General features: G+C 67.4%; 25 protein-coding genes. 12 read left to right on the forward strand and 13 right to left on the reverse strand.

The genetic code is table 11. The features are described from left to right. Positions 1 to 14 precede the first annotated feature (14 nt). Entirely contained in the window at positions 15 to 395 is a 381-nt protein-coding gene (locus tag IBJ06_RS03985; RefSeq protein WP_292157494.1) for a DUF423 domain-containing protein, read from the reverse strand. A 49-nt stretch (positions 396 to 444) separates the two neighbouring features. Between IBJ06_RS03985 and IBJ06_RS03990 the strand changes: the two genes are divergently transcribed. Then, positions 445 to 1632: an MFS transporter gene (locus IBJ06_RS03990; protein WP_292157496.1), complete on the forward strand. Its 1188-nt coding sequence runs from the start codon at positions 445 to 447 to the stop codon at positions 1630 to 1632. Here the strand turns inward: IBJ06_RS03990 and IBJ06_RS03995 are convergent. The 3 genes from IBJ06_RS03995 to IBJ06_RS04005 form a co-directional block, all read right to left on the reverse strand. Continuing rightward, positions 1603 to 2196 carry a hypothetical protein gene (locus IBJ06_RS03995; protein ID WP_292157498.1) on the reverse strand — a complete coding sequence of 198 codons (594 nt, stop codon included), beginning with the start codon at positions 2194 to 2196 and terminating at the stop codon, positions 1603 to 1605. The two genes, IBJ06_RS03990 and IBJ06_RS03995, sit on opposite strands and share 30 nt — an antisense overlap. A gap of 104 nt (positions 2197 to 2300) precedes the next feature. Next, the gene (locus IBJ06_RS04000; protein WP_292157499.1) at positions 2301 to 4814 is read right to left on the reverse strand and encodes a tipN; all 2514 of its coding nucleotides are present in this window, start codon (positions 4812 to 4814) and stop codon (positions 2301 to 2303) included. Between the two features lie 124 nt (positions 4815 to 4938). Further along, positions 4939 to 5124 (reverse strand): hypothetical protein, encoded by a 186-nt coding sequence (locus IBJ06_RS04005; protein ID WP_292157501.1) that lies wholly within the window; start codon positions 5122 to 5124, stop codon positions 4939 to 4941. Positions 5125 to 5296: 172 nt separating this feature from the next. On the opposite strand from IBJ06_RS04005, the gene IBJ06_RS04010 reads away from it, so the two are divergent. Further along, positions 5297 to 6805, forward strand: coding sequence for a phospholipase D-like domain-containing protein (locus IBJ06_RS04010; protein ID WP_292157503.1), 1509 nt, complete (start codon positions 5297 to 5299; stop codon positions 6803 to 6805). Here IBJ06_RS04010 and IBJ06_RS04015 read toward each other — a convergent pair. The 5 genes from IBJ06_RS04015 to folD form a co-directional block, all read right to left on the reverse strand. Next, on the reverse strand, positions 6757 to 7500 hold the full coding sequence (locus IBJ06_RS04015; RefSeq protein WP_292157505.1) for an endonuclease/exonuclease/phosphatase family protein: 744 nt from the start codon (positions 7498 to 7500) through the stop codon (positions 6757 to 6759). The two genes, IBJ06_RS04010 and IBJ06_RS04015, sit on opposite strands and share 49 nt — an antisense overlap. 61 nt (positions 7501 to 7561) lie before the next feature. Further along, positions 7562 to 8248, reverse strand: a complete 687-nt coding sequence (locus tag IBJ06_RS04020) for a TPM domain-containing protein (protein ID WP_292157507.1) — start codon at positions 8246 to 8248, stop codon at positions 7562 to 7564. After that, entirely contained in the window at positions 8248 to 9081 is an 834-nt protein-coding gene (locus IBJ06_RS04025) for a TPM domain-containing protein (protein WP_292157509.1), read from the reverse strand. Before IBJ06_RS04025 ends, IBJ06_RS04020 begins: the two co-directional genes overlap by 1 nt. Continuing rightward, positions 9078 to 9692: a LemA family protein gene (locus IBJ06_RS04030; protein ID WP_292157511.1), complete on the reverse strand. Its 615-nt coding sequence runs from the start codon at positions 9690 to 9692 to the stop codon at positions 9078 to 9080. The genes IBJ06_RS04025 and IBJ06_RS04030 overlap by 4 nt, the downstream gene beginning before the upstream one ends. Positions 9693 to 9763: 71 nt before the next feature. After that, the gene (folD, locus tag IBJ06_RS04035) at positions 9764 to 10690 is read right to left on the reverse strand and encodes a bifunctional methylenetetrahydrofolate dehydrogenase/methenyltetrahydrofolate cyclohydrolase FolD (RefSeq protein ID WP_292157513.1); all 927 of its coding nucleotides are present in this window, start codon (positions 10688 to 10690) and stop codon (positions 9764 to 9766) included. A gap of 106 nt (positions 10691 to 10796) precedes the next feature. Between folD and IBJ06_RS04040 the strand changes: the two genes are divergently transcribed. The 4 genes from IBJ06_RS04040 (at position 10797) to IBJ06_RS04055 (ending at position 15910) form a co-directional block, all read left to right on the forward strand. Next, positions 10797 to 12641: a PPC domain-containing protein gene (locus tag IBJ06_RS04040; RefSeq protein WP_292157515.1), complete on the forward strand. Its 1845-nt coding sequence runs from the start codon at positions 10797 to 10799 to the stop codon at positions 12639 to 12641. 789 nt (positions 12642 to 13430) lie between these two features. After that, on the forward strand, positions 13431 to 14195 hold the full coding sequence (locus IBJ06_RS04045; protein ID WP_292157516.1) for a hypothetical protein: 765 nt from the start codon (positions 13431 to 13433) through the stop codon (positions 14193 to 14195). 51 nt (positions 14196 to 14246) lie between these two features. Then, positions 14247 to 15026 (forward strand): hypothetical protein, encoded by a 780-nt coding sequence (locus tag IBJ06_RS04050; protein ID WP_292157518.1) that lies wholly within the window; start codon positions 14247 to 14249, stop codon positions 15024 to 15026. Between the two features lie 116 nt (positions 15027 to 15142). After that, on the forward strand, positions 15143 to 15910 hold the full coding sequence (locus IBJ06_RS04055; RefSeq protein ID WP_292157520.1) for a hypothetical protein: 768 nt from the start codon (positions 15143 to 15145) through the stop codon (positions 15908 to 15910). Here IBJ06_RS04055 and hutH read toward each other — a convergent pair. Together hutH and hutU are read right to left on the reverse strand one after the other, a co-directional pair. Further along, on the reverse strand, positions 15907 to 17436 hold the full coding sequence (gene hutH / locus IBJ06_RS04060) for a histidine ammonia-lyase (RefSeq protein WP_292157521.1): 1530 nt from the start codon (positions 17434 to 17436) through the stop codon (positions 15907 to 15909). The genes IBJ06_RS04055 and hutH overlap by 4 nt on opposite strands. 2 nt (positions 17437 to 17438) lie before the next feature. Next, entirely contained in the window at positions 17439 to 19112 is a 1674-nt protein-coding gene (gene hutU / locus IBJ06_RS04065) for a urocanate hydratase (protein WP_292157523.1), read from the reverse strand. Between the two features lie 24 nt (positions 19113 to 19136). Here hutU and IBJ06_RS04070 point away from each other — a divergent pair, with 24 nt between their 5' ends. Together IBJ06_RS04070 and hutI are read left to right on the forward strand one after the other, a co-directional pair. Further along, on the forward strand, positions 19137 to 20030 hold the full coding sequence (locus IBJ06_RS04070; protein ID WP_292157525.1) for an arginase family protein: 894 nt from the start codon (positions 19137 to 19139) through the stop codon (positions 20028 to 20030). Next, complete coding sequence (hutI, locus tag IBJ06_RS04075; protein WP_292157527.1) at positions 20027 to 21253, forward strand: imidazolonepropionase; 1227 nt, start codon at positions 20027 to 20029, stop codon at positions 21251 to 21253. Before IBJ06_RS04070 ends, hutI begins: the two co-directional genes overlap by 4 nt. Positions 21254 to 21468: 215 nt before the next feature. Here the strand turns inward: hutI and rnhA are convergent, their stop codons facing one another. Beyond that, the gene (gene rnhA / locus IBJ06_RS04080) at positions 21469 to 21936 is read right to left on the reverse strand and encodes a ribonuclease HI (RefSeq protein WP_292157529.1); all 468 of its coding nucleotides are present in this window, start codon (positions 21934 to 21936) and stop codon (positions 21469 to 21471) included. A 107-nt stretch (positions 21937 to 22043) separates the two neighbouring features. On the opposite strand from rnhA, the gene IBJ06_RS04085 reads away from it, so the two are divergent. Genes IBJ06_RS04085 through IBJ06_RS04100 form a run of 4 tightly spaced genes read left to right on the forward strand, consistent with a single transcriptional unit; the run spans position 22044 to position 23971 of the window. Beyond that, the gene (locus tag IBJ06_RS04085; RefSeq protein WP_292157531.1) at positions 22044 to 22250 is read left to right on the forward strand and encodes a twin-arginine translocase TatA/TatE family subunit; all 207 of its coding nucleotides are present in this window, start codon (positions 22044 to 22046) and stop codon (positions 22248 to 22250) included. Between the two features lie 29 nt (positions 22251 to 22279). Continuing rightward, complete coding sequence (gene tatB, locus IBJ06_RS04090) at positions 22280 to 22780, forward strand: Sec-independent protein translocase protein TatB (protein ID WP_292157533.1); 501 nt, start codon at positions 22280 to 22282, stop codon at positions 22778 to 22780. Next, positions 22777 to 23664 carry a twin-arginine translocase subunit TatC gene (gene tatC, locus IBJ06_RS04095; protein ID WP_292157535.1) on the forward strand — a complete coding sequence of 296 codons (888 nt, stop codon included), beginning with the start codon at positions 22777 to 22779 and terminating at the stop codon, positions 23662 to 23664. The genes tatB and tatC overlap by 4 nt, the downstream gene beginning before the upstream one ends. 58 nt (positions 23665 to 23722) lie before the next feature. Then, a complete protein-coding gene (locus IBJ06_RS04100) occupies positions 23723 to 23971 on the forward strand; it encodes a hypothetical protein (RefSeq protein ID WP_292157537.1) in 249 nt (82 codons plus the stop codon). 69 nt (positions 23972 to 24040) lie between these two features. On the opposite strand, the gene glnA is transcribed toward IBJ06_RS04100, so the two are convergent. Further along, positions 24041 to 25447, reverse strand: a complete 1407-nt coding sequence (glnA, locus tag IBJ06_RS04105; protein ID WP_292157539.1) for a type I glutamate--ammonia ligase — start codon at positions 25445 to 25447, stop codon at positions 24041 to 24043. Between the last annotated feature and the right edge of the window lie 21 nt (positions 25448 to 25468).

The following is a 25468-nucleotide window of genomic DNA, read 5'->3' on the forward strand; positions in this document are numbered from 1 at the left end:
ACTCGCTGTGGAACTCAGGATGGGTCACGCGGGTGGTGGCGCAGGCCTAACGCCCCGAACGCAAACAGGAGCCATGCGGCGACCATCAGCACACCGCCGATCGGCGCCACTGCACCCATCGCGGTCAGGCCCGCCATACCGATCAGGGCGAGGGCCAGGGCAAAGATCGCGCCCCCGATCACCGCCAGCCACCCGGCCCCCAGGATCAGACGACTGTGCGTCGCCAGCCCCGCAGCCACAACTGCCAGCAGGGCGTGGACTAGACCATAATGGGCACTGGTGGTCAGCAGGGTCCTGACCTGCGGGCCCGCACCGTGGGCCGCGAACGCACCCAGCAGAACACAGAATGCGCCGAGGCCACAGGCCGTCACCGCCAGGGTACGATTCACCGACATATGGCCAAGCTAACCCACGGAATCGCCGGAGTCTGCTATCGGAACGGGGATGCAGCCCTCCGTTCGTCTTGCCCTTCACTATGTGTTGCTCTTCGGCGTCACCGGGGTCAGCCTGCCGTTCGCGGGTCTGTGGCTGAAAAGCCTGGGGCTGGACGGGGCCGAGATCGGCACCCTGCTGGCGGTGCCCATGCTGGCGCGATTCGTGACGGGACCGATGATCGCCGTCTGGGCCGACGGATTCGCCACCCGTCGCGCGCCGATCGCCATTCTCGGCTGGGTGGCGGTGGCGGGCTATGGCGCGGCGGGCCTGGTCGAAGGCTATGTGCTCTGGACGCTCTGCTGGTTCGTGGCGGCGACCGCCACTTCGGCCATCGTTCCCCTGATCGATGTGCTGAGCCTGCGCATCGCCCGGCGCGAGGGCTTTTCCTTTTCCGTCCCGCGCGGCTTCGGTTCGGCGGCCTTTGTGCTGGCCAATCTGGCCATGGGGGCGCTGCTGATCCGGCTGCCGGTCGCGGTGGTGATCGTCTGGATCGTCGCCGGCAGCGCCCTGATGGCACTCTATGCCCAGTTCGGCCTGCCGGCTGAAGCGGTCAGTGCCGCCGGGCGCGCCTCGGGCCGTAACCGCTTTCTGGGGCTTGGGCGCCTGCTGGGTGATCCGGTGTTCATGGCGGCCCTCCTGGCGATCGGCGCGGTGCAGGCCAGCCACGGCTTCTATTACGGCTTCTCGGCCATCCTCTGGACTCAGCAGGGCCTGTCCACCGGTCTCGTCGGCGCGCTGTGGGCCGGATCGGTGATCGTCGAAATCGGCTTCATGTGGTGGCTGGATCCCTGGCGGCGACGGCTGGGCATTGGGCCCTGGCCCATGCTGGCGGTCGGGGTCGGGGCGGGCGTTCTGCGCTGGACGGTCCTGGCCTTCAGTCCGTCACTCGCCCTGCTGTGGCCGCTCCAGGGCCTGCACGCCCTGACCTTTGCCGCCACCTATCTGGCCGGGGTCGAGATCGTCGAGCGCCTGGCCCCCGAGGACGCCCAGACCGCCGCCCAGACCCTGTCCTCGACGGTCTCTGCGGGGGTCCTGATCGGCATCGCCACCGTCCTGTCGGGTCCGCTCTACGACAGCTATGGCGCCGGTGGTTATCTGGCGATGGCTGGGCTGGCGGCGCTGGGTGGGGTGGCCGCGCTCAGCCTGCGTGGGCGGCTGGATCGAGGCTCAGGCCGCGCGCGGGCGGGGCAGGGGTGACAGGTGCCGCGCCATGGCCTCGGCGGCCAGACGCACGGCGCGTCTGATCATGGACCCGTCGCCCTCCGGCACGCGCAACAGGCCGACCAGCGGTGCCTCGGGGCCGTCGGGCAGGGAGCACAGCAGCCGATACAGCAGATAATTGCCCGGGTCGGTTACGGTCTCGGACGACAGCCGTGCCGTAAGGCCGGCCTCGGACAGGGTCTGGGCCATTTCCAGGGCGGGGGCGGTGGCGCGCGCCACGCCCGGCCCCGTGGGCACCAGCCGGGCCTTGCCGTTCAGCGCCCGGTTTTCCGCGCGGGTCTGGATCAGGAAGTCGCCCGCTCCGGTCGCCCGACCGACCAGCAGGGCCGCGCGACACGCCGGATCCCGCAGGCGTTCAACCAGGGTTCGGGCCAGGGATTCCGGGGCTTCGGCTTCAACAGGGATCAGGCGCGCGCCCGGGGGCATCCAGTCACGCGACGCCTCCGGACCTTCCACGTCCCAGTCCAGCTCCGGCTCATAGGCGCAAAGCATAAGCCCGGGGCGCAAGTCCGGCTGGGCATCGGCGGGCGTGTCGAGCATGGGCCTGAGAGAGCTGTGACGGACATATGACGGCGGGGGGACCGTGTCGTTATCGGGGCCGGATCGTCAACCCCCAAATCCGAATGGAACGGTGGTTTCCCCCTTCAGGAGAGGTCGCCGACCGCGGCATCCAGCAGCAGGAAGGCCCGCCCGCCGTCCGAAGCCAGCCGGTTCAGCACCGCCGGTCCGTCACCGTTCGTCGCGTGGTCCCTGACGATGCGCGACCATGTGCGGACGTAGGCCTCGGCATCGATCTTCAGCTCGGGATCGCTCAGAACGCGGCGCGAGACACTGCGCACGGCGGCGGGGGCCACCCGGCGCACGATCTGTCGGGCAGCATCGGCATCGCGGGTGACAAAGGCCTCGGCGGCTTCTTCGATGCGCGAGCGGGGCAGGAGGGCATTGGGATCGACCCCCATGCGCCGGATCGAGGCCAGCATCCGCTCGTTCAGGGCCTCCGTGTCGGCGGGCGGCATCACCGGCGTGTCCAGATCCATCGGCGCATGCTCCGGATCGTCGCCCATCAGGTCCTTCCACCCCATGCCCTCGTCCGGGGCCCGGGTCCGGGGGGCGTCGCCGCGGTTGCGCAGGCCGAAGCCGCGACCTTCCGGCTCGGTCCGGGGGCGACGCAGGGCAGGGGGCTCCGGCGGTTCTGCAGGGGGAGGCGCCTCGCGTCGGCCACGCCCGCCGTCGCCGGAGACCACACCCATCAGGCGCACCGCCTCGGTCAGCATTTCATAGTTGCGCCTGACCCGCTCCTGGAAGCCGGCGTCCAGCGCCTCGGTGTCCTCGGCCGCCTTGCGCGACGCTTCCGACAGGGCCGCAAGGCCGTCCTCGACGGCGGCGCGCACGGCATCCACTCGCTCGCGGGCCTGTTCCGGAAGCTCGGCCGCGCGCTGATCCAGCTCGTTGATCGAGTCATCCACCCTCTGCAGCGCCGCATTCATCCGCTCGATCGTGGCTTCCAGCCGTTGCAGGGCCCGGTCGCCGGCTTCATCGACCAGATCGGCGGTGTGGGTGACCACCTTGCGGGCCCCGTCGATACGCGCTTCCGCGGCGGCCTCGGCCTTCTGCGAAGCCTCGAACACGGCCTCGCCCAGCCGGTCGGCGCGCAGCTGGGCTTCCTCGGTGGCTTCTGCGGCGGCCCTGCGGCTTTCCTCGGCGGTGGCCTTCAGCGCCTCCAGCGCCCGGCGGCTTTCTTCCAGCAGGGTGTCGCGGGCGTCGGCTGACAGGGCCTCGAACCGGTCCAGAGAGACCTTGGTGGCGCTGTCGAAATTGTCGGCCTCGCGCTGGGACATCTCGATCAGGGCGCGGAATTGATCCGCTGCGGCCTCGACCAGGTCGCGCAGCGCCTCGGTTCCGATGGTGGTGGTCTCGACCAGTTCGGTGCTGGTCGAGCGCACGACCGACAGCTGTTCGGTCAGCTGGGCTCGCTGGCTCTCGACCTGGGCCGAGAAATCTTCCTGATCGGTGCGCAGCGAATAGGCGGCGGTCACCAGCGCCGCGCGCTGCTGGCCCAGACCCTCCTCGACCGACTGGATCTGTTCGGCAACGCCCGCTCCGGCGTTTTCGAGACGCAGGGTCTGACGGGCCAGATCATCGGCGGCGGCGCGGGCGGCTTCCTGGGCTTCCCCTGCGGCGGCGGCCATGTCGGCGGCCCGGGCAGCCAATGCGGTCTCGGCCTCCCTTAGCTGGGTCTGGGCCAGATCCGAGGCCTCCACCACCATGCGCGACTGGCGATCCACCACCTCCAGCACATGGGCGGCCTGTCCCTCCAGCGTGCCACCCAGCGCGGCCATGGCCTCGCGTTCGCCGGACAGGCTCTCGACCAGCCGACGGGCAGTCCGGCCTGCGGTCTCGGCCGCCTCATTCAGCAGGCGGCTCTCCTCTGCCAGCGACCGGCGCAACTCGGCCATGTCCTGACGGGCGCGCTCGGCGGCCAGGGCCGCCTGGTCAATGTCATTTCTCAGCCCGACCAGAACCTCGCCGGTCTTGTGGGCCGCCAAGGCCGTGGGGGCCATCAGGGCCTCGGCCAGACCCCGGGCCCGGCGCGTTTCGGCGGCGATCAGACGGGACTGGTGCACGGCCCGCGCCAGCAGAAACGTCAGACCCGCAGGCGCCAGAGCCACCAGAATGTAAAAAGCCAGTCTCAGCGGCTCGATCGGCGCGGCTCCGAACCCGGCCTCATAGGCTGCCCAGGCGCCGACGCCTCCCGCCCACAGGGCGGAGGCGAGGGCCGCAGTCCAGTACCCGCCCCGGGCGCTGATGGTCTCGGCCGGTACAGTGTCCAGTGCCGCCCGGATCGGAGCCAGTTCCGCGCTTTCTGCGGGGGCAGCGGGCGGCTCGGTCGGCACAGCCTCGCCCTTTGACACCGGCACGGACAGCGAGGTCCTGGCCGCCGGCTCCGGCTCGGGCGCGGCGGTCTTCGCGGCTGCGGCTTCCGCCTGTTCGCGCTGGCGGCGCTTCCGGCGCTCGGCCCGCGATTCGGTCGCGGGTTCGGGATCGACTCCGCCCTCGGGCATGCCGCCCCTGACCTCGCCCGCCTCTCTTTCGTGAGCGACCTCTGCACCCTCATCGGGAGCGGTCAGGTTCAGCGGCGGCCGTTGGCGGGACTTCATGGACACTCTGCTCGATGCGCGGGCGTCGCGCCCCCCGGCGCGACCTCGAAAAGTCAACCTAACGGCTCAGGACGCGGGCGCAAAGCGCTTCAGGCAAAGGAAGCGCGTCAGGGCAGGGGATGGATCAACACCCGCGCTTGGGCGCGGTGCCGACCAGAACCGCGGAGGAAGGCTGCTTGTCGCATTCAATGACGCGATGCACTTCGGGGTTGGAGGTGGGCTCGGCGCGCGATTCCACACCGAACTGGGCAAGCGCCGCCGCCGCCATAAAGGCGATAAAGCCGATGATCATCTCGATCAGGGCCTGCACGGGCGACACACCTCCCCTTCATGCCGCAAACACGCGACATCACCAGCCTCCTATGCGACAATTTCGCCCTCCCGACAACGTCGGCATGCGAAGAAACGCTCAGGATTGACGGGTAGTGTGCGATAGGACACGCAAGGCACGGTCATGACGACTTCGGCGCATCAGGTAGGGCATGAGCCAGTTCACAGACGGGAATGACGCCCTGATTGCCCAACCCTCCCTGATCGACAGGCCCGGGGCCTGCTGGAAGGTTGCCACGGCCTCGCGGTTCGCCGTTCTCATGGACAATGAGGCCTATTTCGAAGCCCTGGCCTCATCCCTTGCCAGGGCGCAAAGGTCGATCGTGGTGCTGGGCTGGCAATTCGACCCCCGCACGCGGCTGGATCCCGAAACCCGCCCCGATGATCATCAGGCCCAGATCGGCCATCAGCTGCGCATGCTGGTCAAGACCCGGCCTCAGCTGGATGTCCGGCTGCTGATCTGGAATTCTCCCCTGTTGATCGCCGCATCCCAGGGCTTTTACCCGCATCGGGCCCAGGGCTGGTTCCGCAAGCGCATGGTCGAGTTCCGGCTGGATCAGCCCGGTCCGCTGGGTGCCTGCCATCATCAGAAGGTGATCGTGATCGACGATGCCGTGGCCTTCACCGGCGGCGGCGACGTGGCCACGGATCGCTGGGACAACACCGAACATCTGGATGACGACCCGCGACGTTGCATGCCGTCCGGCCTGATCGCACCTCCCCGTCACGAGACCATGTGCGTGATGGATGGCGATGCCGCCCGCGCCCTCGGCGATCTGGCGCGCGAGCGGTGGTTCCGGGCCACCTGGGAACGCACCCAGCCCGATGTCGTCGACCATGATCCCTGGCCCGAGGGGGTCGAACCGGATCTGGTGAATGTGCCCGTCGGAGTGGCGCGCACCGAGCCCCGCTGGGCCGGCCGGCGAGAGGTCCGCGAAGTCGAGACCCTTCATCTTGAATCAATAGAATCCGCCAAATCTCTGATCTATCTCGAGAACCAGTATTTCACCTCGCCCCGCATCGCGGCAGCCCTTGCCCGGCGTCTGGCCGAGCCTGATGGCCCGGAGGTGGTCCTCATCTCGACCGGGCAGAGCCCCAGCTGGTTCGATCGCCTGACCATGGACACGACTCGTTCCGAGGTTCTCTACCGGCTGGAGCAGGCCGATCATCATGATCGCTTCTTCGCCTTCAGTCCCGTCACCGACGGTGGGCAGCGCCTGATCGTCCATGCCAAGGTGTCGGTGATCGACGACCGGGTGCTGAGGATCGGTTCGGCCAATCTGAACAACCGGTCCATGGGCTTCGACACGGAATGCGACATCGCCGCAGAACCGGTTGACGAGGCCGGGCGTCGCGCCATCCGGCGACTGCGGCAGGCGTCTATTGCCCACTTTATCGGCGCGCCGATGGATGCCTATCGCGCCGCCGAGGAAGTGACCGGCTCGGTCGGGCGGGCGATCCTGACCTTTGGGGCGCACCGCATGCGGGTGTTGGGGGCCCATCCGCCGTCACGCATCGAGGCTCTTATCGCCGAATGGCAACTGGGCGACCCGACGTCGGCCGATGATGCCTGGCGTCCGTGGAAGCGGCGCAACCCGACCCAGCGTCCGGATCAGGCCCTTGCGGGCGGCAACTCGAAGTCGACGATCAGCGGCAGGTGATCCGAGGCCATCCGGGCCAGCGGTGAAAACGACGACCTGACGCCCGTCACCCGCACCTCCGGGCTGACGAAGGCATGATCGATCCGGATGGCGGGAAAGCTCGACGGAAACGTCTTGACCGACGGCTTCAGCCCCAGCCGCCGCTGGGCGTCATCCAGTCGCCGGGCCAGGATGCGATAGGGACGGGTGATCGAGGTGGCGTTGAAGTCCCCCGTCAATATGGTTGGACCCGAGCAGTCCTTGCGCCCCAGCCAGTCGCGCCCGACCAGCGCTGTGGCCTGACGGCGCTGCTCACGCGGCACCAGTCCCAGGTGGGTGTTGAGGACATTCAGGTCCTGTCCGCCGATCTCGATCCGCACCCAAAGGGCACCGCGCGGCTCCAGTCCCGGAATGCCGGCGACAGAGGGCAGGGAGTCGGTCTTGACCAGCCGCTCGGGCAGATGGGTCAGGACGGCGTCCCCATACAGTTCCGCCTCGACCTGCATGGCCGGGTGGAAATGGACCGTCATGGCCAGCTTGCGGGCGATCTCGGCGGCCTGATCGACGCCGCCGGTGCGGGCGCGACCGACATCCAGTTCCTGCAGGCAGACGATATCGGGCTCATACTCGGCGATCACGCCGACGATCCGGTCCAGGTCCAGTTTGCGGTCCATACCGACGCAGCGGTGCACATTGTACGACATCAGGCGGGGCATGCGTGCCTCCTGACAGGACAACAGGGCCGGTTTCGGTCACCACTCGGGCCTTCAGGGGGCGTCACAGTTCGACCAGTCGATCCGACAGTTCATTGGGATTATCCGGACCCGGCGGAAAATGGGCCGCCAGCACCTGACCGCACAGGGCGATGGCGGCCTCGAAGCCTTCGATGGGGCGCCCCGCGCGCAGCTCACGGGTCAGGGCCGAGGTGACATCCGCCCAGGTCTCGACCGGCACGCGAGCGTGGATGCCCTGATCGGCCACCACCTCGACCCGGTGCTCGTCCAGCGCGCAGAAGATCAGCACCCCGGTGCGGTTGTCCGTCACATGGATGCCGTGGGCCAGAAACTGATGGATCGCCGCCTTGCGCACGCGGTGCCGACGGATCGAGGCCGGTGTCATCAGCCTGCGCACCACCGGCAGGCCGTGGATCAGGAACACCCCCAGAAAGATCACCACCTGCACCAGGGCATAGGCCCCGAGCGTCTGGGCCAGGGTCACCGGCGTGGCCGCCAGCTGTGCCGCCTGCCAGCCGTCGGAATAACCGGGAAGCCAGGCCGCGCTGAAGCCCAGAGGGATCAGCAGCAGGGGCAGGATCATGGCCGCCGCCGCCGCCCAGGCGAGGCCCACCTCGCGGTAGGACGACACCCGCCGGGCGATGACGCAGAAGATTTCGCCCGAGGTGGCCTGTTCGGCCTCCTCGACGGCGCGGCGGATACGGTCGTGATCCATCGGGGAAATACGCATTACCAGCCTCCCGAGGCGCCGCCGCCGCCAAAGCTGCCCCCTCCGCCGCCAAAGCCGCCGCCAAATCCGCCCCCGCCGAAGCCGCCGCCGCGACCCCCGCCGCCGCGCGAGCGCAGGGCCTCCGACGCGGCCCAGATCAGGATGGGGGCGATGTCCGATCCGCCCCGGCGGCGGCGTCCGCTGGCATTGCTGACGATGCCGATCACCGCGATCAGAATGAAGCCGAACACCAGGGCGATGATGATCAGGGCGCCGACCGGTATTCCGGGTCCGGCGGCCTCGACCGCCGCCGCCCGGGCCCGCGCCTCCTCGGGGTCCAGCCGCAGCTGCGCCTCGATGGCGATCACGCCTTGTTCGATCCCCCGCTCAAAGCCGCCAACCTTGAAGGCCGGGGTGATCTGCTCGTGGATGATCAGGGCCGACAGGGCGTCGGTCAGTATGCCCTCCAGCCCATAGCCGACCTCGATGCGGATCTTGCGCTCTTCCAGCGCTACGATCAGCAGCACGCCGTTGTCGCCGTCCTTCTGGCCGATCTGCCAGTGCCGGCCCAGCCGGGTGCCATAGTCGGCGATGTCATAGCCGCCCAACGAGCGCACAGTGACCACCACCAGCTGATCACTGGTGTCGCGCTCCAGCGCCGCCAGCCGCGCCTCCAGCTCGGCTTCCCTGGCCGGACTCAGCAGATTGGCCTCATCCACCACCCGGCCGGTCAGCTCGGGAAAGCGCGGCTGGGTGTGCCCCGGAAGGGCCAGCGCCAGCCAGACCACCGCCAGGGCCAGTCCTGCTGCTGCGGCTCGCCACATCCCTTGCTCGACGGTCAGGGTGCGGGTCACGGGTTGGGGGTGGCTCCGGTGTTGAACTGCACCTGGGGCGCGGTCTCGGCACCTTCGGTGGCGGTGAACAGGGGCAGGGGATCAGACCCCGAATGGAAGGTCGCGGCCCAGAGGTTCCCCGGGAAGGTGCGCAGCGTCGTATTATAGACCCTCGCCGCCTCGTTGTAATCGCGCCGGGCCACGGCGATGCGGTTCTCCGTCCCTTCCAGCTGGCTCTGCAGGGCGATGAAGTTCGCATTCGACTGGATCTGCGGATACTGCTCGACCACCAGCATCAGTCGCGACAGCGCCTGGCTCAACTCGCCTTGGGCCGCCTGATAACGGGCGACCGCTGCCGGATCGGACAGGGCATCGGCGTCCAGCTGGATCGAGGTGGCGCGCGAGCGGGCCTCGATCACCTGGGTCAGGGTCTCGCGCTCGGCGATCGAGGCACCCTGCACCGTCGCCACCAGATTGGGAATCAGGTCGGCGCGGCGCTGGTACTGGGCCTCGACATCGGCCCATTTGGCCCGGGCCGCCTCTTCCTGGGTCGGGATGGTGTTGTAGCCGCAGCCTCCCAGCGTCAGGGTCACGGCGGCGACGGCCAGCACGGGCGCACGCAGAACGGTCATGGAAAGCCCCCTTGAGCGGTTCGGCCGACGATCCGGCCGACTGTGGAGTATCGGCCCGGACGGTCGCCGCTTCAAGCGCTCAACTGTGACGGTTCCACACCCGCCGCGCGACAGGCGGCGGCATAGGTATTGGCCAGCAGGCAGGCGATGGTCATCGGCCCGACCCCGCCCGGCACCGGGGTGATGGCCCCGGCAACGGCTGCCGCCGAGGCATAGTCCACATCCCCGACCACCCGGGTCTTGCCCTCGGCCGCCCTGACCGGGTCCGCCGACGGCACGCGGTTGATGCCGACATCGATGACGGTCGCGCCGGGCTTGATCCAGTCGCCGGGGATCATCAGCGGCCGTCCGACCGCGGCTACCAGAATATCTGCCCGGCGGCAGACCTCGGCCAGGTTCCGCGTCCGTGAATGGGCGATGGTCACCGTGCAGCTTTCTGCCAGCAGCAGCTGCGCCATCGGTTTGCCGACGATGTTCGAGCGCCCCACCACCACGGCCTCCAGCCCCGACAGGTCGCCCAGCGTCGCCTTCAGCAGCTTGAGACAGCCCAGCGGCGTGCAGGGCACCAGTCCCGGCTGTCCGGTCGCCAGCCGCCCGGCATTGATCACGTGAAAGCCGTCGACATCCTTGTCCGGGTCGATGGCCGCCAGCACCGCCGTCTCGCGGATGTGGGCGGGCAGGGGCAGTTGCACCAGAATCCCGTGCACCGCCGGATCGGCATTCAGTCGCGCGACCAGGTCCAGCAGCGTCGCCTCGGTCGTCTCTGCACCCAGCGTGTGGGTGAAGGAGTTCAGCCCCGCGCGCGTCGCCGTCTCGCCCTTGCTTTTCACATAGATACGGCTGGCCGGGTCCTCGCCCACCAGCACGGCGGCCAGCCCGGGCAACACGCCCGTCTCGGCCTTCAGTCGGGCGGCGGCCCCCGCCACCTGATCGACCAGGGCCGCGGCGCGCGCCTTGCCGTCGATGATCCGGGCGGTCGGGGAGGGGGTCACGGTCATGGCGGGTCCGGTCTGCCGATCCCTTGTCAGGAATCCTTGCGGTCAGGCGATTTACACAGGGCCGGGTTCGGCGTCTATGATCGGGTAAAGCTGTGAAGGGGATATCATGCGCCGATTCCAGGGGACCAGAATTGTCGGGCTTGTCGGCGCCTCGGCGCTGGCCCTGCTCATGGCCGGTGGGGCCTGGGCCCAGGAAGCTGTATCCCTGACCCTGGGCGAGGGGCTGGACGCCACCCTCGCGGCAGAGGATTCCCGCGATGAATTCGGCGGACCCTACGATGCCTATAGCCTGATGCTGACGGCGGGCCAGCGTATCGAGATCGAGATGACCTCGGGCGACTTTGACGCCTATCTGGAGCTTTACGGCCCCGGCGACGACACTGACCCTGTGGCAGTCGATGACGATGGGGCGGGTGACGGCACCGATGCCCGCCTGCGCTATACGGCCCCCGTCGACGGCACCTACACCCTACGGGCCAGTTCCTTTGATGATGAGACCATAGGCAGCTATCGCCTGATTGCGGTCGAACGCCCGCCGGCTCCACCGGCCCCGGAACCCGGGACGATACGGCTCGGCCAATCGGTGGAGGGCGTCATTGATGACACCGACCCTCTCGACGATCAGGACATTGCCTACGACGCCTGGCGCTTCTCCGCCGCCGCGGGCGAGCGGGTGATGATGGTTCTGACCTCCGACGACTTCGATACCTTCGTCCAGGTCGGTCGCCTCACGGACGGCGGGTTTGAGGAACTGGCCTTCAATGACGACGACGGCGACTCGCTTAATTCGCGCCTGGTCTTTGCCGTGCCCGCACCGGGCGAGTATCTGATCCGCGTCCGCCCGTTGTCGTGGGGCGAGGCCGGGGCCTACAGACTGAGTCTCGAGGCCGCCCCGCCACGGCCCGAAGCCAAACGGCTGAACATCGGCGACAGCCTTACCGGTAGCCTCGGCCCGGACTCTCCCGTCAACGACGAAGGTTACCGCGCGCAGCTCTATCGCTTCGAGGGGCGCGAAGGTCAGCGCATCGACATCCGGCTCGAGGCCGAGGACTTCGACACCTATCTCGTGCTCTATCGCGACGACGGTGAGCCGCCGACCCGTCTGGACGACAATGACGACAGTGTCGGGACCAACTCCCGTCTGCTTCGCACGCTCGAGGGCACCGGCCCTTACCTGATCGAGGTGCGTGGCTTCAGTCAGATGGTCGAGGGTAGCTATACCCTCAGCCTCGCCGAAATCGCCCCCGAGCGACCGCCCGAGCCCATCGCCTTCGGCACCGTGCGGGAGGGCGTGATCGATGATCGGGATCCCACCGACGCCCAGAACCGGAATTACGATTCCTTCCGTTTCACCGGGGTCGAGGGCAACCGGGTGCAGGTGATCGCCCGGTCGGGCGACTTCGACACCTTCCTGCGCCTGGGCTCTGCCGAGGGGGAGTTCCAGGCCATGGCCTCCGACGACGACGGTCTGGGCGAGGGTACGGATTCGCGCATCAACTTCACCCTCCCTTCGGACGGCGACTATGTGATCCGCGTGTCGCCCCTCAGCGAGGGGGGTGAGGGCCTTTACTCCCTTGAACTGATCGACCGGGGGCCGGCCCCGTCGCCCGGCAGCATTCTGGTCGGCGCCACCGCACGCGGTACCCTTACCGAGACCGACGCTGCCGCCGATGACGGCAGCTATTTCGATGCCTATCGCATCTCCGCCAAGGCGGGGGAAACCCTGGTGATCACCATGGTCTCAAATGCCTTTGACGCCTTCATCATCGTCGGACGGGAGAAGGACGGCGGTCGCCTCGAAGTCCTCGCCAGCGATGACGACGGCTTGTCCGAAACCCACGCACGCCTCGAATGGCGGGTCCCGGACGACGGAGTCTACATCATCCGTGCCGGCAGCTACGGCCAGGGCGAATCCGGTGCCTACGCTCTCAAGGTTGACCGCAAGCCCTAGGATTCGGGGGCAGCTACCCGTCTCCGCCACCCGAGGGGCGGCGCGTAGCTGCCAGGCAGGTTCATCACAAAGGCCACAAAGAGCCCGCAAAGGACACAACGAGGTCGAGCCCGGACACCCCCCCCCCTTTGTGCCCTTCGTGGCCCCTCAGTGTCCTTTGTGATGAACCTCTTTCTTCTCCCTTCTCCCTATCGGGGGAGAAGGACCGCTGAGCCGACGCCCTCAACTATAAAACCTGCCCCGAAATTCCCTATCCCTTTCAACGCCCCCACCGTTTCTCGCACCGTTCTTCCCGACCGGGTCGCGGGGTGTGCAACTCTTCACCTGTCTCCGTCGCAGGAGAGGCGCCTCGGGACCCAGGCACTGATGCGGCGGCGGGGGCCGGTCGAGCGGGACTGCCCGGTGTAAACGCCGGGGCCCGGGGTGTTTCTGGACACCCCGCCCGTCGCGGGCCGAGACGTCTGAAAGAGGTCGAACCGGGTCAAACGAGCCGGGGTGCGCAAGTTCGTCGGCGCCCCCGGTCCCGGCGGAAGAGACCGGAGCTTCAGACCGCTCGCGTGAACCGACCGGGGCGGCGCCAGGCCAGGTGCCGAAAATCACACACGCTCCCTGACGGCGAAAGCACGGGAGCACACGGTTCCGGGCCCCGGCCCGCGCGCCGCCCCCCTCTCCATCACCTCTGCCCCCCGGGCGAGAGGGGCTTTGGCGTGGGCGGTTCCTTGTCAGGCTTCGTCAGACGCCTTGCAGCAGCTTTGCAGCTAGCCTCTGTCACATATCTGGAGGGATCCCATGCTCCTACGCCTTGTCACCGCCACCGCTGTTGGCCTCGCCCTTGTCGCCGGTGCCGGCGCCGCTTCGGCTCAGACCCGTATCGCGGTCGGCGAGCAGTCGGGAGGGACCCTTGATGCCAGCTCGCCCCGGCTTCAGGACGGCAGCTACTACCAATGCTGGGTGGTGGAGCCCAACGGCCAGCCGATCACCATCGACCTGATGAGCGGCTTTTTTGACACCTTCCTCGTGGTCGGGACCGGCCGGGATTGCGGCGACGGCATGACGACCGTGGCGGCCGACGACGACAGCGGAAACAACACCAACTCCCAGGTCAGCGGCACCTTTACCCAGCCGCGTCTCCTGATCCGCGCCAATGCCTTCAACGCCGGCGAGGGTGGCAACTACTGGATCAAGGTGACCGCCGGTCTGCCGGAGGTCGAGGAACGCCTCGGCAGCATGGACGCCCTGCCGGAGGTGGTCAGCGAGTGGCGGACCGACGCCTATGTCTGCGCCGGCGCCTACCGGGCCATGGGCGACGTGATGCCGAACGTCCGCCGCTACGGTAATGTCGGCACGATCGACTACGCGGCCCGTGACCGTCAGGTCTCCGGTCGGGTGTCGGCAGCCGAACAGGGCATGATCGACTTCACCTCAAGCAATTTTGTTCTGATCGCCCTCGGCGGGTTCATCGACGACAAGCCGCAGCAGGTGTCGGAATATCTGACGACAGTGGCGAACTGCGACCGTGCCCATGGCTTCACGCCGGTAACGCGATTCCGCTAGGCTCTCTCAATGTTTCACCGGGGGCATGACGCCCCGACAGGAGTTTGTCCTATGTCTCTGAAAATTCTGGCCCGCTCGGGTGCCGTGGCCGCGACGGCCCTGATGGCGGCGCTGGCCGTGGTGACCACGGCCTCGGCCCAGTCCAGTATTCGCGTCGGCCAGACGATCAACGGGACCCTCAGTGCGAGCGACCCGGTCATGGAGGCCGACGGCAGCAATTATGACTGCTATATCCTGTCGACCCGGGCGGGCCAGTCCTACACCATCGACCTGGATTCCGACGATTTCGACACCTTCATCGGCCTCGGAGCGGGTCGCGCCTGCCAGCCCCCGATCAGTGATTCCAACGATGACCGGGACGACGGCAGCACCAACTCCCGCCTGACCTTCACCTCGGCGGGCGGCGACTACTTCATCCTCGCCAACAGCTACCAAGCCGGTGAAAGAGGCGCCTATCGCCTGAGCGTGACTGAAAGGCCGACGTCCCGCGCGCCCGGCAGCGCCTCCGTGTCGTCCAGCCGCTTCACGCGACCGACCAATCCCCAGCAGAGGTCTGATTTCGACACCCTGTGCGCCGGCGTGGCCGTCGTCGGTCTGTTGATGCTGATGGAGCAGGACCTCAGCGACGATGACCTGATGCGCTATCTCGAACAGAATTATGAGCTGACCCTCAGCGCCCGGGCGTCTGGTGCCGCGATCGGCAAGACCGAGGCCGAGGTCGACGACGAGATCGCCAGCTATGGCGCCGCCCTCATGACCTCCGACGAGCTGATGCGCGACTATCCGCCGATCGCGACCCGCCAGGGCTGCCTCGACGCCTCAGGCCGCTGACGGCAGGAGGCCCGGCGGGACGACGAGGGGCGCCGAGGGCCGCCTGGCCTTCTGCTTCCGACGGTCTGTTCCACTCCTTCATCTCCACCCAAATTGTCTCGACAGGAGATCATTCAATGTCCCCGAAAAATCTGGTCCGCACGGTCGCTGTGGCCGCCACAACCTTGATGGCGGCCCAGGCCATCACATCCACGGCCTCGGCCCAGAGCACAATCCGCATCGGCGAGCCCGTCAGGGGCACGCTCAGCGCCAGTGATCCGGTCATGGAGGTCGATGGAAGCAATTATGACTGCTACATCCTCTCGACCCGGGCCGGGCAGTCCTATGCCATCGACCTGACGTCCAGCGACTTCGACACCTTCATCGGCATGGGGCCGGGGCGCGCCTGCCAGCCGCCCGTCGAACAGACCAATGACGACGTCAGCGAGGACAACACCAATTCGCGCCTGATCTTCACCGCCTCGGGCGGCGACTATTTCATCCTCGCCAACAGCTATGGCGCTGGCGAGACCGGTGTCTATCGCCTGATCGTCACGGAGCGCGGCACCACCACGTCAGCCGCCCAGGTCCCGAATCTGACCCGCCCGCGAGAGGCGGAGGACCGCTATGACTTCGACCTGACCTGCGCGGCCTTCGGCACCCTCGGCATGATCGAGCTGATGCAGCAGGAAATGAGTGATGCAGAGCTGCAGAAGCTCCTCTCGGACAACTACACCCTGCTGACCAATGCCGAACAATCCGGTGCGGCCCTCGGCAAGTCCTCGGATGATGTGAACAATGAGATCGCCCAACTGGCGGCCGATCTCATTCAGGATTCCGAGGCCATGGAACAGCTGCCGCCGGTGCCCACCCGCGCCGCCTGCCTCGGCGCGTCCGGCCTCTAGGCCGAGGGCAGCAGACCCGACACGAAATCGCGATAGCGGCCGGCGGTCACCCCGTCGGTCGCCCGCGCGATGTCGGGCGCGAAATAGTGGTCGGACGCATATTCCGGCGCCGCCTCGCGCACGATCGCCCAGGCCCGCTCCAGCGCGGGTGACGACTTGAGCGGACGGTGGAAATCCAGACCCTGGGCTCCGGCCAGCAGCTCGATCCCGACGACGGTCGCCGTATTCTGCGTCATGTCCAGCAGACGCCGGGCCCCATGGGTCGCCATCGACACATGGTCCTCCTGATTGGCGCTGGTCGGGACGGTGTCGACGCTGGCCGGATGAGCGACCATCCGGTTCTCGGCGACCAGCGCCGCCGCCGTCACCTGGGCGATCATGAAACCCGAATTCAGCCCCGATTCCCGCACCAGAAAGGCGGGCAGGCCACTCATCTTGGGATCGACGAGGATCGAGGTCCGCCGCTCCGACAGATTGCCGATCTCGCACAGGGCCATGGCCAGCTGATCGGCGGCAAAGGCCACCGGCTCGGCGTGGAAGTTTCCGCCCGAAATGACGTCACCCTCCTCGACGAACACCAGCGGATTGTCGGTCACCGCATTGGCCTCGCGCTCGAGCGTCGTAGCCGACGTGCGGATCAGGTCGAGGACCGCGCCCATCACCTGCGGCTGGCAGCGCAGCGAATAGGGGTCCTGCACCTTGGAGCAATCCGTCCGGTGGCTGTCGCGGATCGCCGACCCCGCCATCAGGTCGCGCAGGGTCTCCGCCACGGCGATCTGTCCCGGCTGGCCGCGCAGGGCGTGGATGCGGGCATCGAAGGGCGCATCCGACCCCTTCAGCGCATCGACCGACATGGCCCCGGCCACCAGGGCGGCGGCAAAGGCATCCTCGGTGGCAAACAGGCCGGTCAGGGCCAGCGCCGTCGAACACTGGGTCCCGTTCAGCAGGGCCAGACCCTCCTTGGGCCCCAGCGTCAGGGGCTCAAGCCCGACCGTCGCCAGCGCCTCGGTGGCGGGCATGCGCTCGCCCTTCACTCGGGCCTCACCGACCCCCAGCAACAGGCAGCTCATATGCGCCAGCGGTGCCAGATCGCCCGATGCCCCGACTGACCCCTTGGACGGCACGCACGGCAATACGTCGGCGTCGAGCAGGGCGATCAGCATTTCCAGCGTCTCGCGCCGGATGCCCGACGCCCCGCGCGACAGGCTGGCGACCTTCAGCACCATCATCAGCCGCACGACCCGGTCTTCCAGATCGGGGCCTACCCCGCAGGCATGGCTCAGCACCAGATTGCGCTGCAGCGTCTCCAGATCCTCCGGCTTGATCGAGGTGCTGGCCAGCAGGCCGAAGCCGGTGTTCACGCCGTATACCGTGCGCCCCTCGGCCACGATGGCGGCCACCGTGGCCGCCCCCCGATCGACCGCGCTCCATGCCGCATCGGTCAGCGACAAACGCACGGGGCCATCCAGCACGGCGCGAAGCTGCGAAAGGGTCAGGTCCGCGTTTCCGATCACGATCGACGTCATGCTCAGCCCTCCACCGACGGCAGGTTCAGCCCGTGTTCGCGGGCCGCGTCCTTCGCGATCTCATACCCGGCGTCTGCATGGCGCATGACGCCGGTGGCCGGGTCATTCCACAGCACCCGCTCCAGACGCTTCGCCGCTTCCGGCGTGCCGTCAGCGACGATCACCACGCCCGAATGCTGGGAATAGCCCATGCCCACCCCGCCGCCGTGGTGCAGCGACACCCAGCTGGCACCCGAGGCCGTGTTCAGCAGGGCGTTGAGCAGGGGCCAGTCGGAAACGGCGTCCGAGCCGTCCAGCATGGCTTCGGTCTCGCGGTTGGGGCTGGCGACCGAGCCACTGTCCAGATGGTCCCGCCCGATCACGATGGGTGCGCTCAGCTCGCCCGAGGCCACCATCTCGTTGAACATCAGGCCCGCCCGGTGCCGGTCCCCCAGACCGATCCAGCAGATGCGCGCCGGCAGGCCCTGGAAGGCGATGCGCTCGCCCGCCATGTCCAGCCAGCGGTGCAGGCCGGCATTGTCGGGGAACAGCCGCTTCATCGCCCGGTCGGTCTTGAAGATGTCCTCCGGATCGCCCGACAGCGCCGCCCAGCGGAACGGCCCGATGGCCCGGCAGAACAGCGGGCGGATATAGGCGGGCACAAAGCCGGGGAAGGCAAAGGCGTCCTCGACCCCTTCATCCAGCGCCACCTGCCGGATGTTGTTGCCGTAATCAGTGGTCGGCACGCCCATGCGGTGGAAGTCCAGCATGGCCTTCACATGGGTGGCCATGGAGGCCCGGGCCGCCGCCTCGACCGCTGCCGGATCGCTGACCCGTTTCGTCTCCCAGTCGGCGATCGTCCAGCCCGAGGGCAGATAGCCGTAGACCGGATCATGGGCGCTGGTCTGGTCTGTCACCAGATCGGGGCGCACCCCGCGATGCACCATCTCGGGCAGCAGGTCGGCGGCATTGCCCAGGAGGCCGATCGAGGTCGGCTTGCCGTCCTTCAGCGACTGGTCCAGCAGGGCCAGCGCCTCGTCCAGATCCTCGGCCATGACGTCGAGGTAGCGGGTGCGCAGCCGGAACTCGATCCGGCTGCGCTGGCATTCGATAGCAATGCAGGAGGCCCCCGCCATGGTCGCGGCCAGGGGCTGGGCCCCGCCCATGCCGCCCAGACCGGCGGTCAGGATCCACTTGCCGGACCAGTCGCCGCCATGGTGCTGGCGGCCCGCCTCCATAAAGGTCTCGTACGTCCCCTGAACGATGCCCTGGGTGCCGATATAGATCCACGAGCCGGCGGTCATCTGGCCGTACATGGCCAGCCCCTTGCGATCCAGTTCGTTGAAATGTTCCCAGGTCGCCCATTTGGGCACCAGGTTGGAGTTGGCGATCAGCACGCGCGGCGCGTCGACATGGGTGCGGAACACCCCGACCGGCTTGCCCGACTGAATCAGCAGGGTCTCGTCCCCGCCCAGCGTCTTAAGTTCGGCGACGATACGGTCAAAGGCCTGCCAGTCGCGGGCCGCCTTGCCGATCCCGCCGTAGACGACCAGGTCCTCGGGCCGCTCGGCGACCTCGGGGTCCAGATTGTTCATCAGCATGCGCAGGGCGGCTTCTGCGGCCCAGGTGGCGGCGGTCTTTTCCGGGCCGCGCGGACTGCGGATCGTGCGGGTGTTCGAGATCGGTTGAGTCGTCATGATCCCGTCTCTACGGTCCCGTTCATGACGATGGAAGACTCAGAGGCCCTGGGGTGGCGGTCGGTTGCCGACCTGATCGGCGATCACCCGGATGCAGAGGTGGCCCTGATCGGGGCGCCCCTGAACGAACGCTCGCTGACGCCAGGCCGGTGCGACCTCGGCCCGCGCGCCTTCCGCGCCGTCCTGCCGCGCTTTTCGACCTATGACGTCGAGACGGGGCGGTCGCTGGAGACGCGGGTCCACGATGCCGGGGATGTGGCGCTCAAGGCCCTGGCTCCCGACGCGGCCTTTGTGTCCCTGCGCGATGCGGCGCAGGCGCAGGCGCATCGGCGCATGACCGTGATCGTCGGCGGCAACAATGCCGTCACCCGCCCGGGTCTGCACGGACTGGGGCTTGAGGGCACGGGCCTGCTGACCCTCGACGCCCATTTCGACCTGCGCGACACCGATCAGGGCCTGACCAATGGCAATCCGGTTCAGGCCCTGCTGGACGACGGCATGGACGGGGCCCTGATCAGCCAGGTGGGGCTGGCCCCCTATGCCAATACGAAGCGGGCCCATGACAAGGCGAAGGCGGCCGGCATTTCGGTGCGCGCGGCGGGTGAGTGCCACCGAAAGGGCTTTGCCGCGGTCGTGGCTGAGGAACTGGAGCGGCTCAGCGCGCGGGTGGACCGCATCTATGTCGATGTCGACATCGACGTGATCGACCGCAGCCAGTGGCCGGCCAGCCCCGGCGCCCGCCCGGGCGGGATCGGCGTCCACGCCTTCTTCGAGGCCACGCGCGTCATCGGCGCCTGCGCAAAGGTCCGGGCTGTTGACCTGACCGAATACGACCCCTCGCTCGAGGTCGGGGATCTCGGCTCGCTGACCGTCGGGCGCTGGTTCTGCGAGCTGCTGGCCGGGTTCGAGGGCCGATGAAAGCCGACCGGCTGATCACAGACTGCCGCCTCGCCACCATGGTTCCGGTCGGCGAACCCTATGGCGCCATCGACGACGGCGCGATCCTGATCCGCGACGGACGCATCGTCTGGATCGGCGCGCGGGCGGATTTGCCCGATCATCAGGCCGAAGAGGTCGACCGGCTGGACGGCCGCTGGGTCACGCCCGGCCTGATCGACTGTCACACCCATCTGGTGTTTGGCGGCGACCGCTCGGGCGAGTATGAACGCCGTCTGACCGGCGTGCCCTATGCCCAGATCGCCCGTGAGGGGGGCGGCATCGCTTCGACCGTCCGCGCCACCCGGGAGGCCAGCGACGCCGACCTGACCGAGCGCGCCCTCGACCGGCTGAAGGCCCTGACCGACAGCGGCGTTACGGCGGTCGAGATCAAGTCCGGCTATGGCCTCGATCCCGAGACCGAACTCCGCATGCTACGCGTGGCCCGGGAGCTGGAGCAGGCGGGCAGGGTCCGCGTCCGCACCACCTTCCTCGGCCTGCATGCCATCCCGCCCGAGTTCTCCGACCGCCGCGCGGCCTATGTCGATCTGATGATCAATCAGGTCCTGCCCGCCGCCCATGCCGAGGGTCTGGTCGATGCGGTCGACGCCTATCTGGAGCCGATCGCCTTCACGACGGCCGAAGTGGCGCGGCTGTTCGACAAGGCGCGCGCCCTCGGCCTGCCGGTCAAGCTGCATGCCGACCAGCTCAGCGACGGGGGAGGGGCGGCACTGGCCGCTCGCTATCAGGCCCTGTCCGCCGACCATGTCGAATACATCTCGGACGCTGGCGTGGCCGCGATGGCCGGCGCGGGTGTCGTCGCTGTCCTGCTGCCCGGGGCCTTCGTCATGCTGGACGAGACTCAGCTACCGCCGGTTCAGGCTTTCCGCGACGCGGGCGTGGCCATGGCGGTGGCCACCGACTGCAACCCCGGAACCTCGCCGCTGACCTCCATGCCGCTTGCCATGGCGCTGGCCTGCATGAAGTTCCGCCTGACGCCGGAAGAAGCGCTGGCGGGAGCCACCCGCCACGCCGCCCGGGCCCTCGGCATCGCCGATCAGGTCGGCACGCTGGAGGTCGGCAAGGCCGCCGATCTGGCCGTCTGGGACGTGAGCCGCCCGGCGGAACTGGCCTACTGGTTGGGCAAGCCGCTTCTCAACCGAAGATATCTGGCGGGCCGTCATTCGCGTTTTAATTATAATTAGAGATTGAATCGCGCTATGGTTCTCTCGAAGGAGAGAAGCTGTGCCAGACCACTTGATCAAGACGAAGCCCTCACAGGGGCATTCTCCAGCGGCCCGGGACAAGCTCGGCGCTGCACGGGGTGAAGGCGGGCTGGTGGTCCTGCTCGCTCTAATGACTCTGATTCAGGCGGCGGTGACGATCTGGAGTGTGCTCTCGTGAAGTTGCTCGACAGGACCTAACGATGCGGCAAGCCGTCGATCCCCTCGTTGGCCAGGGCGTCCGCGCGCTCGTTCAGGATATGGCCGGCGTGACCCTTGACCCAGTGCCACTTCACCTGATGCCGGGCCCGGGCGTCGTCCAGGCGGCGCCACAGGTCCTCGTTCTTCACGGGCTTTTTGTCGGCGGTTTTCCAGCCGCGTGACTTCCACGCGCCGATCCATTTGGTGATGCCGTCCATGACATAGCGGCTGTCGGTATGCAGATCGACGCGACAGGGGCGTTTCAGCGCTTCCAGCGCCATGATGGCGGCGGTCAGTTCCATCCGGTTGTTGGTCGTCTGCGGCTCCCCACCCTTCAGCTCGCGCACATGACCGGCACCCGTCTGCAGGATTGCGCCCCAGCCGCCCGGCCCGGGATTGCCGCGACAGGCACCATCCGTGTGGATAATGACGTGGGAAAGGTCGCAGGAAAGTGGGGCTGACATGAGCGCGCACTACAGGATCGCTTGGCGTATGGCCATCACAAGGCCTATATGATCTGAGACCAAGGTCACCGGCACTCCCGCCACCCTGATTTTCGAGACGTAGACTCATGCAGCCCGGCATCTGGCAAATCCTCGTTATTGTCGTTCTGGCCCTCCTGCTTTTCGGCGGGCGCGGCAAGATTTCCGGCCTGATGGGCGATGCCGCCAAGGGCATCCGCGCCTTTCGTGAAGGCCTGAAGGGCGAGGACGACAAGTCTTCCGGCGAGAGCGTTCTGCCCCGCACCGAGGCCGAAAAAGAAGACCTGAAGCGCTGATCATCCCCCTGAACGAAGGCGTGTGATCCATGGGTGGTCTGGGTCCCGGCATCGGCGGGCTGGAAATCCTTGTCATCGGCTTGCTGGCCCTGATCGTGGTCGGCCCGAAAGACCTGCCCCTGATGATGCGCAAGGTCGGCCAGTTCCTGGCCCGCGCCCGGGCCATGGCCAATGAATTCCGCTCCAGCTTCGACGAAATGGCCCGCCAGGCCGAACTGGACGAGCTCCGCAAGGAAGTCGAGGCTCTGCGCAATGCCCAGGCCGTGCCCCTTGGAGCCGAGGCCGAAGAGGCCTTTCGCGACATCGACAAGAGTCTGAAGGAGCCGCTGGCCCTGCCACCCTCGGTGCCGGCACCGCTTCCGGAAGCGAACGCCGAAGTCCCTGAAGCGCCGGAAGTGTCAGCTCCCGAGGCCACTGCCGGGTCCAAGCCGGTCCGCAAACCCCGCGCGAAGGCCACCAAGTCCCCGTCAACGAAGGCAACCGCCCCGGCCCGCCCCAAGGCCACGCGCAAGAAGGCGGTGGACCTGTGAGCCGTCCCGATCGCGAGGAAGACGAGATCGAGGCGTCCCGCGCGCCCTTGATGGATCATCTTATCGAGCTGCGCGGACGGCTGGTCGTCTGCGTGATTGCCTTCGTCGTCGGATTCATCGGCTGTTTCATCGTCGCCGACCCCATCTATGTGTTTCTGGTCCAGCCCTTTGCCGTGGCCGCCCAGTTCCGCGAGGCGGCCAGTCCCGGCGGCAGTGTATCGCCCTTTGACCTGATCCTCGGCACGGCCGGGTTGATCCCCGTGCCCCGGGGTGACGGCGAGACCGTGAATCTGATCTTCACTGCGCCGCTGGAGTTCCTGATTACCAAGATGAAGCTGGCGGCCTTCGGGGCCGTAGTGGTCACCTTCCCGGTCTTGGCGTTCCAGATCTATCGCTTTGTCGCACCGGGCCTGTACCGCAATGAGCGGGGCGCCTTCCTGCCGTTCCTGATCGCCGCCCCGCTGCTGTTCCTGGTCGGCGCGGCCATGGTCTATTACGTCATGCTGCCCTTCGTCATGCTGTTCTCTCTCGGCCAACAGGTCACCGGCGGCGGCATTTCGGCCGAGCTTCTGCCCAAGGTGTCCGACTATCTGAATCTGGTTATGGCCCTGCTGCTGGCCTTCGGCCTCTGCTTCCAGTTGCCGGTGGTCATGACCCTGCTGGGCACGGCCGGGATCGTGAGCTCCAGCGCCCTCGCCAAGGGACGCAAGTACGCGATCGTCGCCATCGCCGTGGTCGCGGCCTTCGTGACCCCGCCCGATCCGATCAGTCAGGTCATGCTGGGGATCCCGCTGGTGCTGCTTTACGAGGTCTCCATCTGGTGCGTGCGCCTCATCGAGCTGCGCCGCCGCAAGCGGGACATTGAGGACGGGTTGGCGGTCTAGGCGGAACCTCGGGCAAGCGGCGCCGTTCTGTCGGAACCTTTCACGACAGGAGACACCCATGTCCCGCCTTACCCTGACCGTTCTCGCCTCGACCGCGCTGGTCGCCGGTGCGGTTGCCTGCACCCCCGCCGAGCAGCAGTCCGAGCCGACCACCGAAACACACACCGTGGTCGAGAGGGAAACGGTCGTCCCCGTACCGGTCGAGACGGAAACCCCTCCGCCCGTCGTCGTCGAGCGCGAGGCCGGGGATTCGACCACCGTGCGGGCCAACGAAAACGGCATCGAGGTCGAAACGACCAACCGTTGATCCTGGCGTCAGAATCGAAAACGGCCCCGGCGAGCGATCACCGGGGCCGTCGTCAATTCCGGCTGCCGATCAGCAGCTGTAGTACATGTCGAACTCGACGGGGTGGGGATGCAGCTGCAGGCGCATCACCTCTTCCATCTTCAGCTCGATATAGCTGTCGATGAAGTCGTCATCCATGACGCCGCCCTTCTTGAGAAAAGCCCGATCCTTGTCGAGCGCCTCGAGCGCCTCGCGCAGGCTGCCGCAGACCTCGGGGATGTTGCCGCGTTCTTCGGGCGGCAGGTCATAGAGGTTCTTGTCAGCCGGGGGGCCCGGATCGATGCGGTTCTCTATCCCGTCCAGGCCCGCCATCAGCAGGGCCGTGAAGGTCAGATAGGGGTTGCCCATCGGATCGGGGAAGCGGGCTTCGATACGTTTGGCCTTGGGCGAGCTGACCCACGGAATACGGATCGAGGCCGAGCGGTTGCGGGCCGAATAGGCCAGCTTGACCGGGGCTTCATAGCCGGGGACCAAGCGCTTGTAGCTGTTGGTGGTCGAGTTGGCGAAGGCGTTGATCGCCTTGGCGTGCTTGATGATGCCGCCGATGTACCACAGGCACATGTCCGACAGGCCGGCGTATTTGTCACCGGCGAACTGGGGCTTTCCGTCCTTCCAGATCGACTGGTGCACATGCATGCCCGAGCCGTTGTCGCCGAACATGGGCTTGGCCATGAAGGTGGCCGACTTGCCATAGGCGGCGGCGACGTTGTGGATGACGTACTTATACAGCTGCAGCCGGTCGGCCATGGTCACCAACTCGGCGAACTTCAGGCCCAGTTCGTGCTGGGCCGGGGCCACTTCGTGGTGATGCTTTTCGGGTTGCAGGCCCATATCCTTCATCACCGACAGCATTTCGGCGCGCAGGTCCTGGCCGGAGTCGACCGGGTTCACGGGGAAATAGCCCCCCTTGGGCCCCGGGCGGTGACCCATATTGCCCTCGCTGTATTCCGAGCCCGTATTGGCCGGCAGTTCCAGCGAGTCATAGGTGTAGCCGGTGTCGTGGGCCTGGGTGGACCAGCGGACGTCGTCGAAGATGAAGAACTCGGCCTCGGGGCCGAAATAGACCTTGTCGCCCACGCCGGCGGACTGGACGAAGGCCAGCGCCTTCTTGGCCATCGAGCGGCTGTCGCGGTTGTAGGGCTCGCCCGTGTCCGGGTTCAGCACATCGCAGAACAGGAACAGGGTGGTGTGCTGGTAGAAGGGGTCGATGTAGGCGGTGTCGAGGTCCGGCTTGAGCAGCATGTCGGACTCATTGATCGCCTTCCAGCCCGCGATCGACGAGCCGTCGAACATGGTGCCTTCCTCGAGGAACTCCTCATCGACCAGGTCGATGTCGAAGGTCACATGCTGAAGTCGGCCCTTGGTGTCGGTAAAGCGAAGGTCGACGTATTTGACGTCCTTGTCCTTGATGTCCTGAAGGATGGCCTTGACGCTCATGAATTTCGAATCCTGTGGCTG

This window comes from Brevundimonas sp., assembly GCF_016742135.1.
In the GTDB taxonomy this organism is placed as follows: domain Bacteria; phylum Pseudomonadota; class Alphaproteobacteria; order Caulobacterales; family Caulobacteraceae; genus Brevundimonas.

Excerpts from the sequence above, each read along its gene's own strand:
- IBJ06_RS03985 (WP_292157494.1), bottom strand. The coding sequence starts at position 395 with ATGTCGGTGAATCGTACCCTGGCGGTGACGGCCTGTGGCCTCGGCGCA.
- IBJ06_RS03990 (WP_292157496.1), top strand. The coding sequence starts at position 445 with ATGCAGCCCTCCGTTCGTCTTGCCCTTCACTATGTGTTGCTCTTCGGC.
- IBJ06_RS03995 (WP_292157498.1), bottom strand. The coding sequence starts at position 2,196 with ATGCTCGACACGCCCGCCGATGCCCAGCCGGACTTGCGCCCCGGGCTT.
- IBJ06_RS04000 (WP_292157499.1), bottom strand. The coding sequence starts at position 4,814 with ATGAAGTCCCGCCAACGGCCGCCGCTGAACCTGACCGCTCCCGATGAG.
- IBJ06_RS04010 (WP_292157503.1), top strand. The coding sequence starts at position 5,297 with ATGAGCCAGTTCACAGACGGGAATGACGCCCTGATTGCCCAACCCTCC.
- IBJ06_RS04015 (WP_292157505.1), bottom strand. The coding sequence starts at position 7,500 with ATGCCCCGCCTGATGTCGTACAATGTGCACCGCTGCGTCGGTATGGAC.
- IBJ06_RS04020 (WP_292157507.1), bottom strand. The coding sequence starts at position 8,248 with ATGCGTATTTCCCCGATGGATCACGACCGTATCCGCCGCGCCGTCGAG.
- IBJ06_RS04030 (WP_292157511.1), bottom strand. The coding sequence starts at position 9,692 with ATGACCGTTCTGCGTGCGCCCGTGCTGGCCGTCGCCGCCGTGACCCTG.
- folD (WP_292157513.1), bottom strand. The coding sequence starts at position 10,690 with ATGACCGTGACCCCCTCCCCGACCGCCCGGATCATCGACGGCAAGGCG.
- IBJ06_RS04040 (WP_292157515.1), top strand. The coding sequence starts at position 10,797 with ATGCGCCGATTCCAGGGGACCAGAATTGTCGGGCTTGTCGGCGCCTCG.
- IBJ06_RS04045 (WP_292157516.1), top strand. The coding sequence starts at position 13,431 with ATGCTCCTACGCCTTGTCACCGCCACCGCTGTTGGCCTCGCCCTTGTC.
- IBJ06_RS04050 (WP_292157518.1), top strand. The coding sequence starts at position 14,247 with ATGTCTCTGAAAATTCTGGCCCGCTCGGGTGCCGTGGCCGCGACGGCC.
- IBJ06_RS04055 (WP_292157520.1), top strand. The coding sequence starts at position 15,143 with ATGTCCCCGAAAAATCTGGTCCGCACGGTCGCTGTGGCCGCCACAACC.
- hutH (WP_292157521.1), bottom strand. The coding sequence starts at position 17,436 with ATGACGTCGATCGTGATCGGAAACGCGGACCTGACCCTTTCGCAGCTT.
- hutU (WP_292157523.1), bottom strand. The coding sequence starts at position 19,112 with ATGACGACTCAACCGATCTCGAACACCCGCACGATCCGCAGTCCGCGC.
- IBJ06_RS04070 (WP_292157525.1), top strand. The coding sequence starts at position 19,137 with ATGACGATGGAAGACTCAGAGGCCCTGGGGTGGCGGTCGGTTGCCGAC.
- hutI (WP_292157527.1), top strand. The coding sequence starts at position 20,027 with ATGAAAGCCGACCGGCTGATCACAGACTGCCGCCTCGCCACCATGGTT.
- rnhA (WP_292157529.1), bottom strand. The coding sequence starts at position 21,936 with ATGTCAGCCCCACTTTCCTGCGACCTTTCCCACGTCATTATCCACACG.
- IBJ06_RS04085 (WP_292157531.1), top strand. The coding sequence starts at position 22,044 with ATGCAGCCCGGCATCTGGCAAATCCTCGTTATTGTCGTTCTGGCCCTC.
- tatB (WP_292157533.1), top strand. The coding sequence starts at position 22,280 with ATGGGTGGTCTGGGTCCCGGCATCGGCGGGCTGGAAATCCTTGTCATC.
- IBJ06_RS04100 (WP_292157537.1), top strand. The coding sequence starts at position 23,723 with ATGTCCCGCCTTACCCTGACCGTTCTCGCCTCGACCGCGCTGGTCGCC.
- glnA (WP_292157539.1), bottom strand. The coding sequence starts at position 25,447 with ATGAGCGTCAAGGCCATCCTTCAGGACATCAAGGACAAGGACGTCAAA.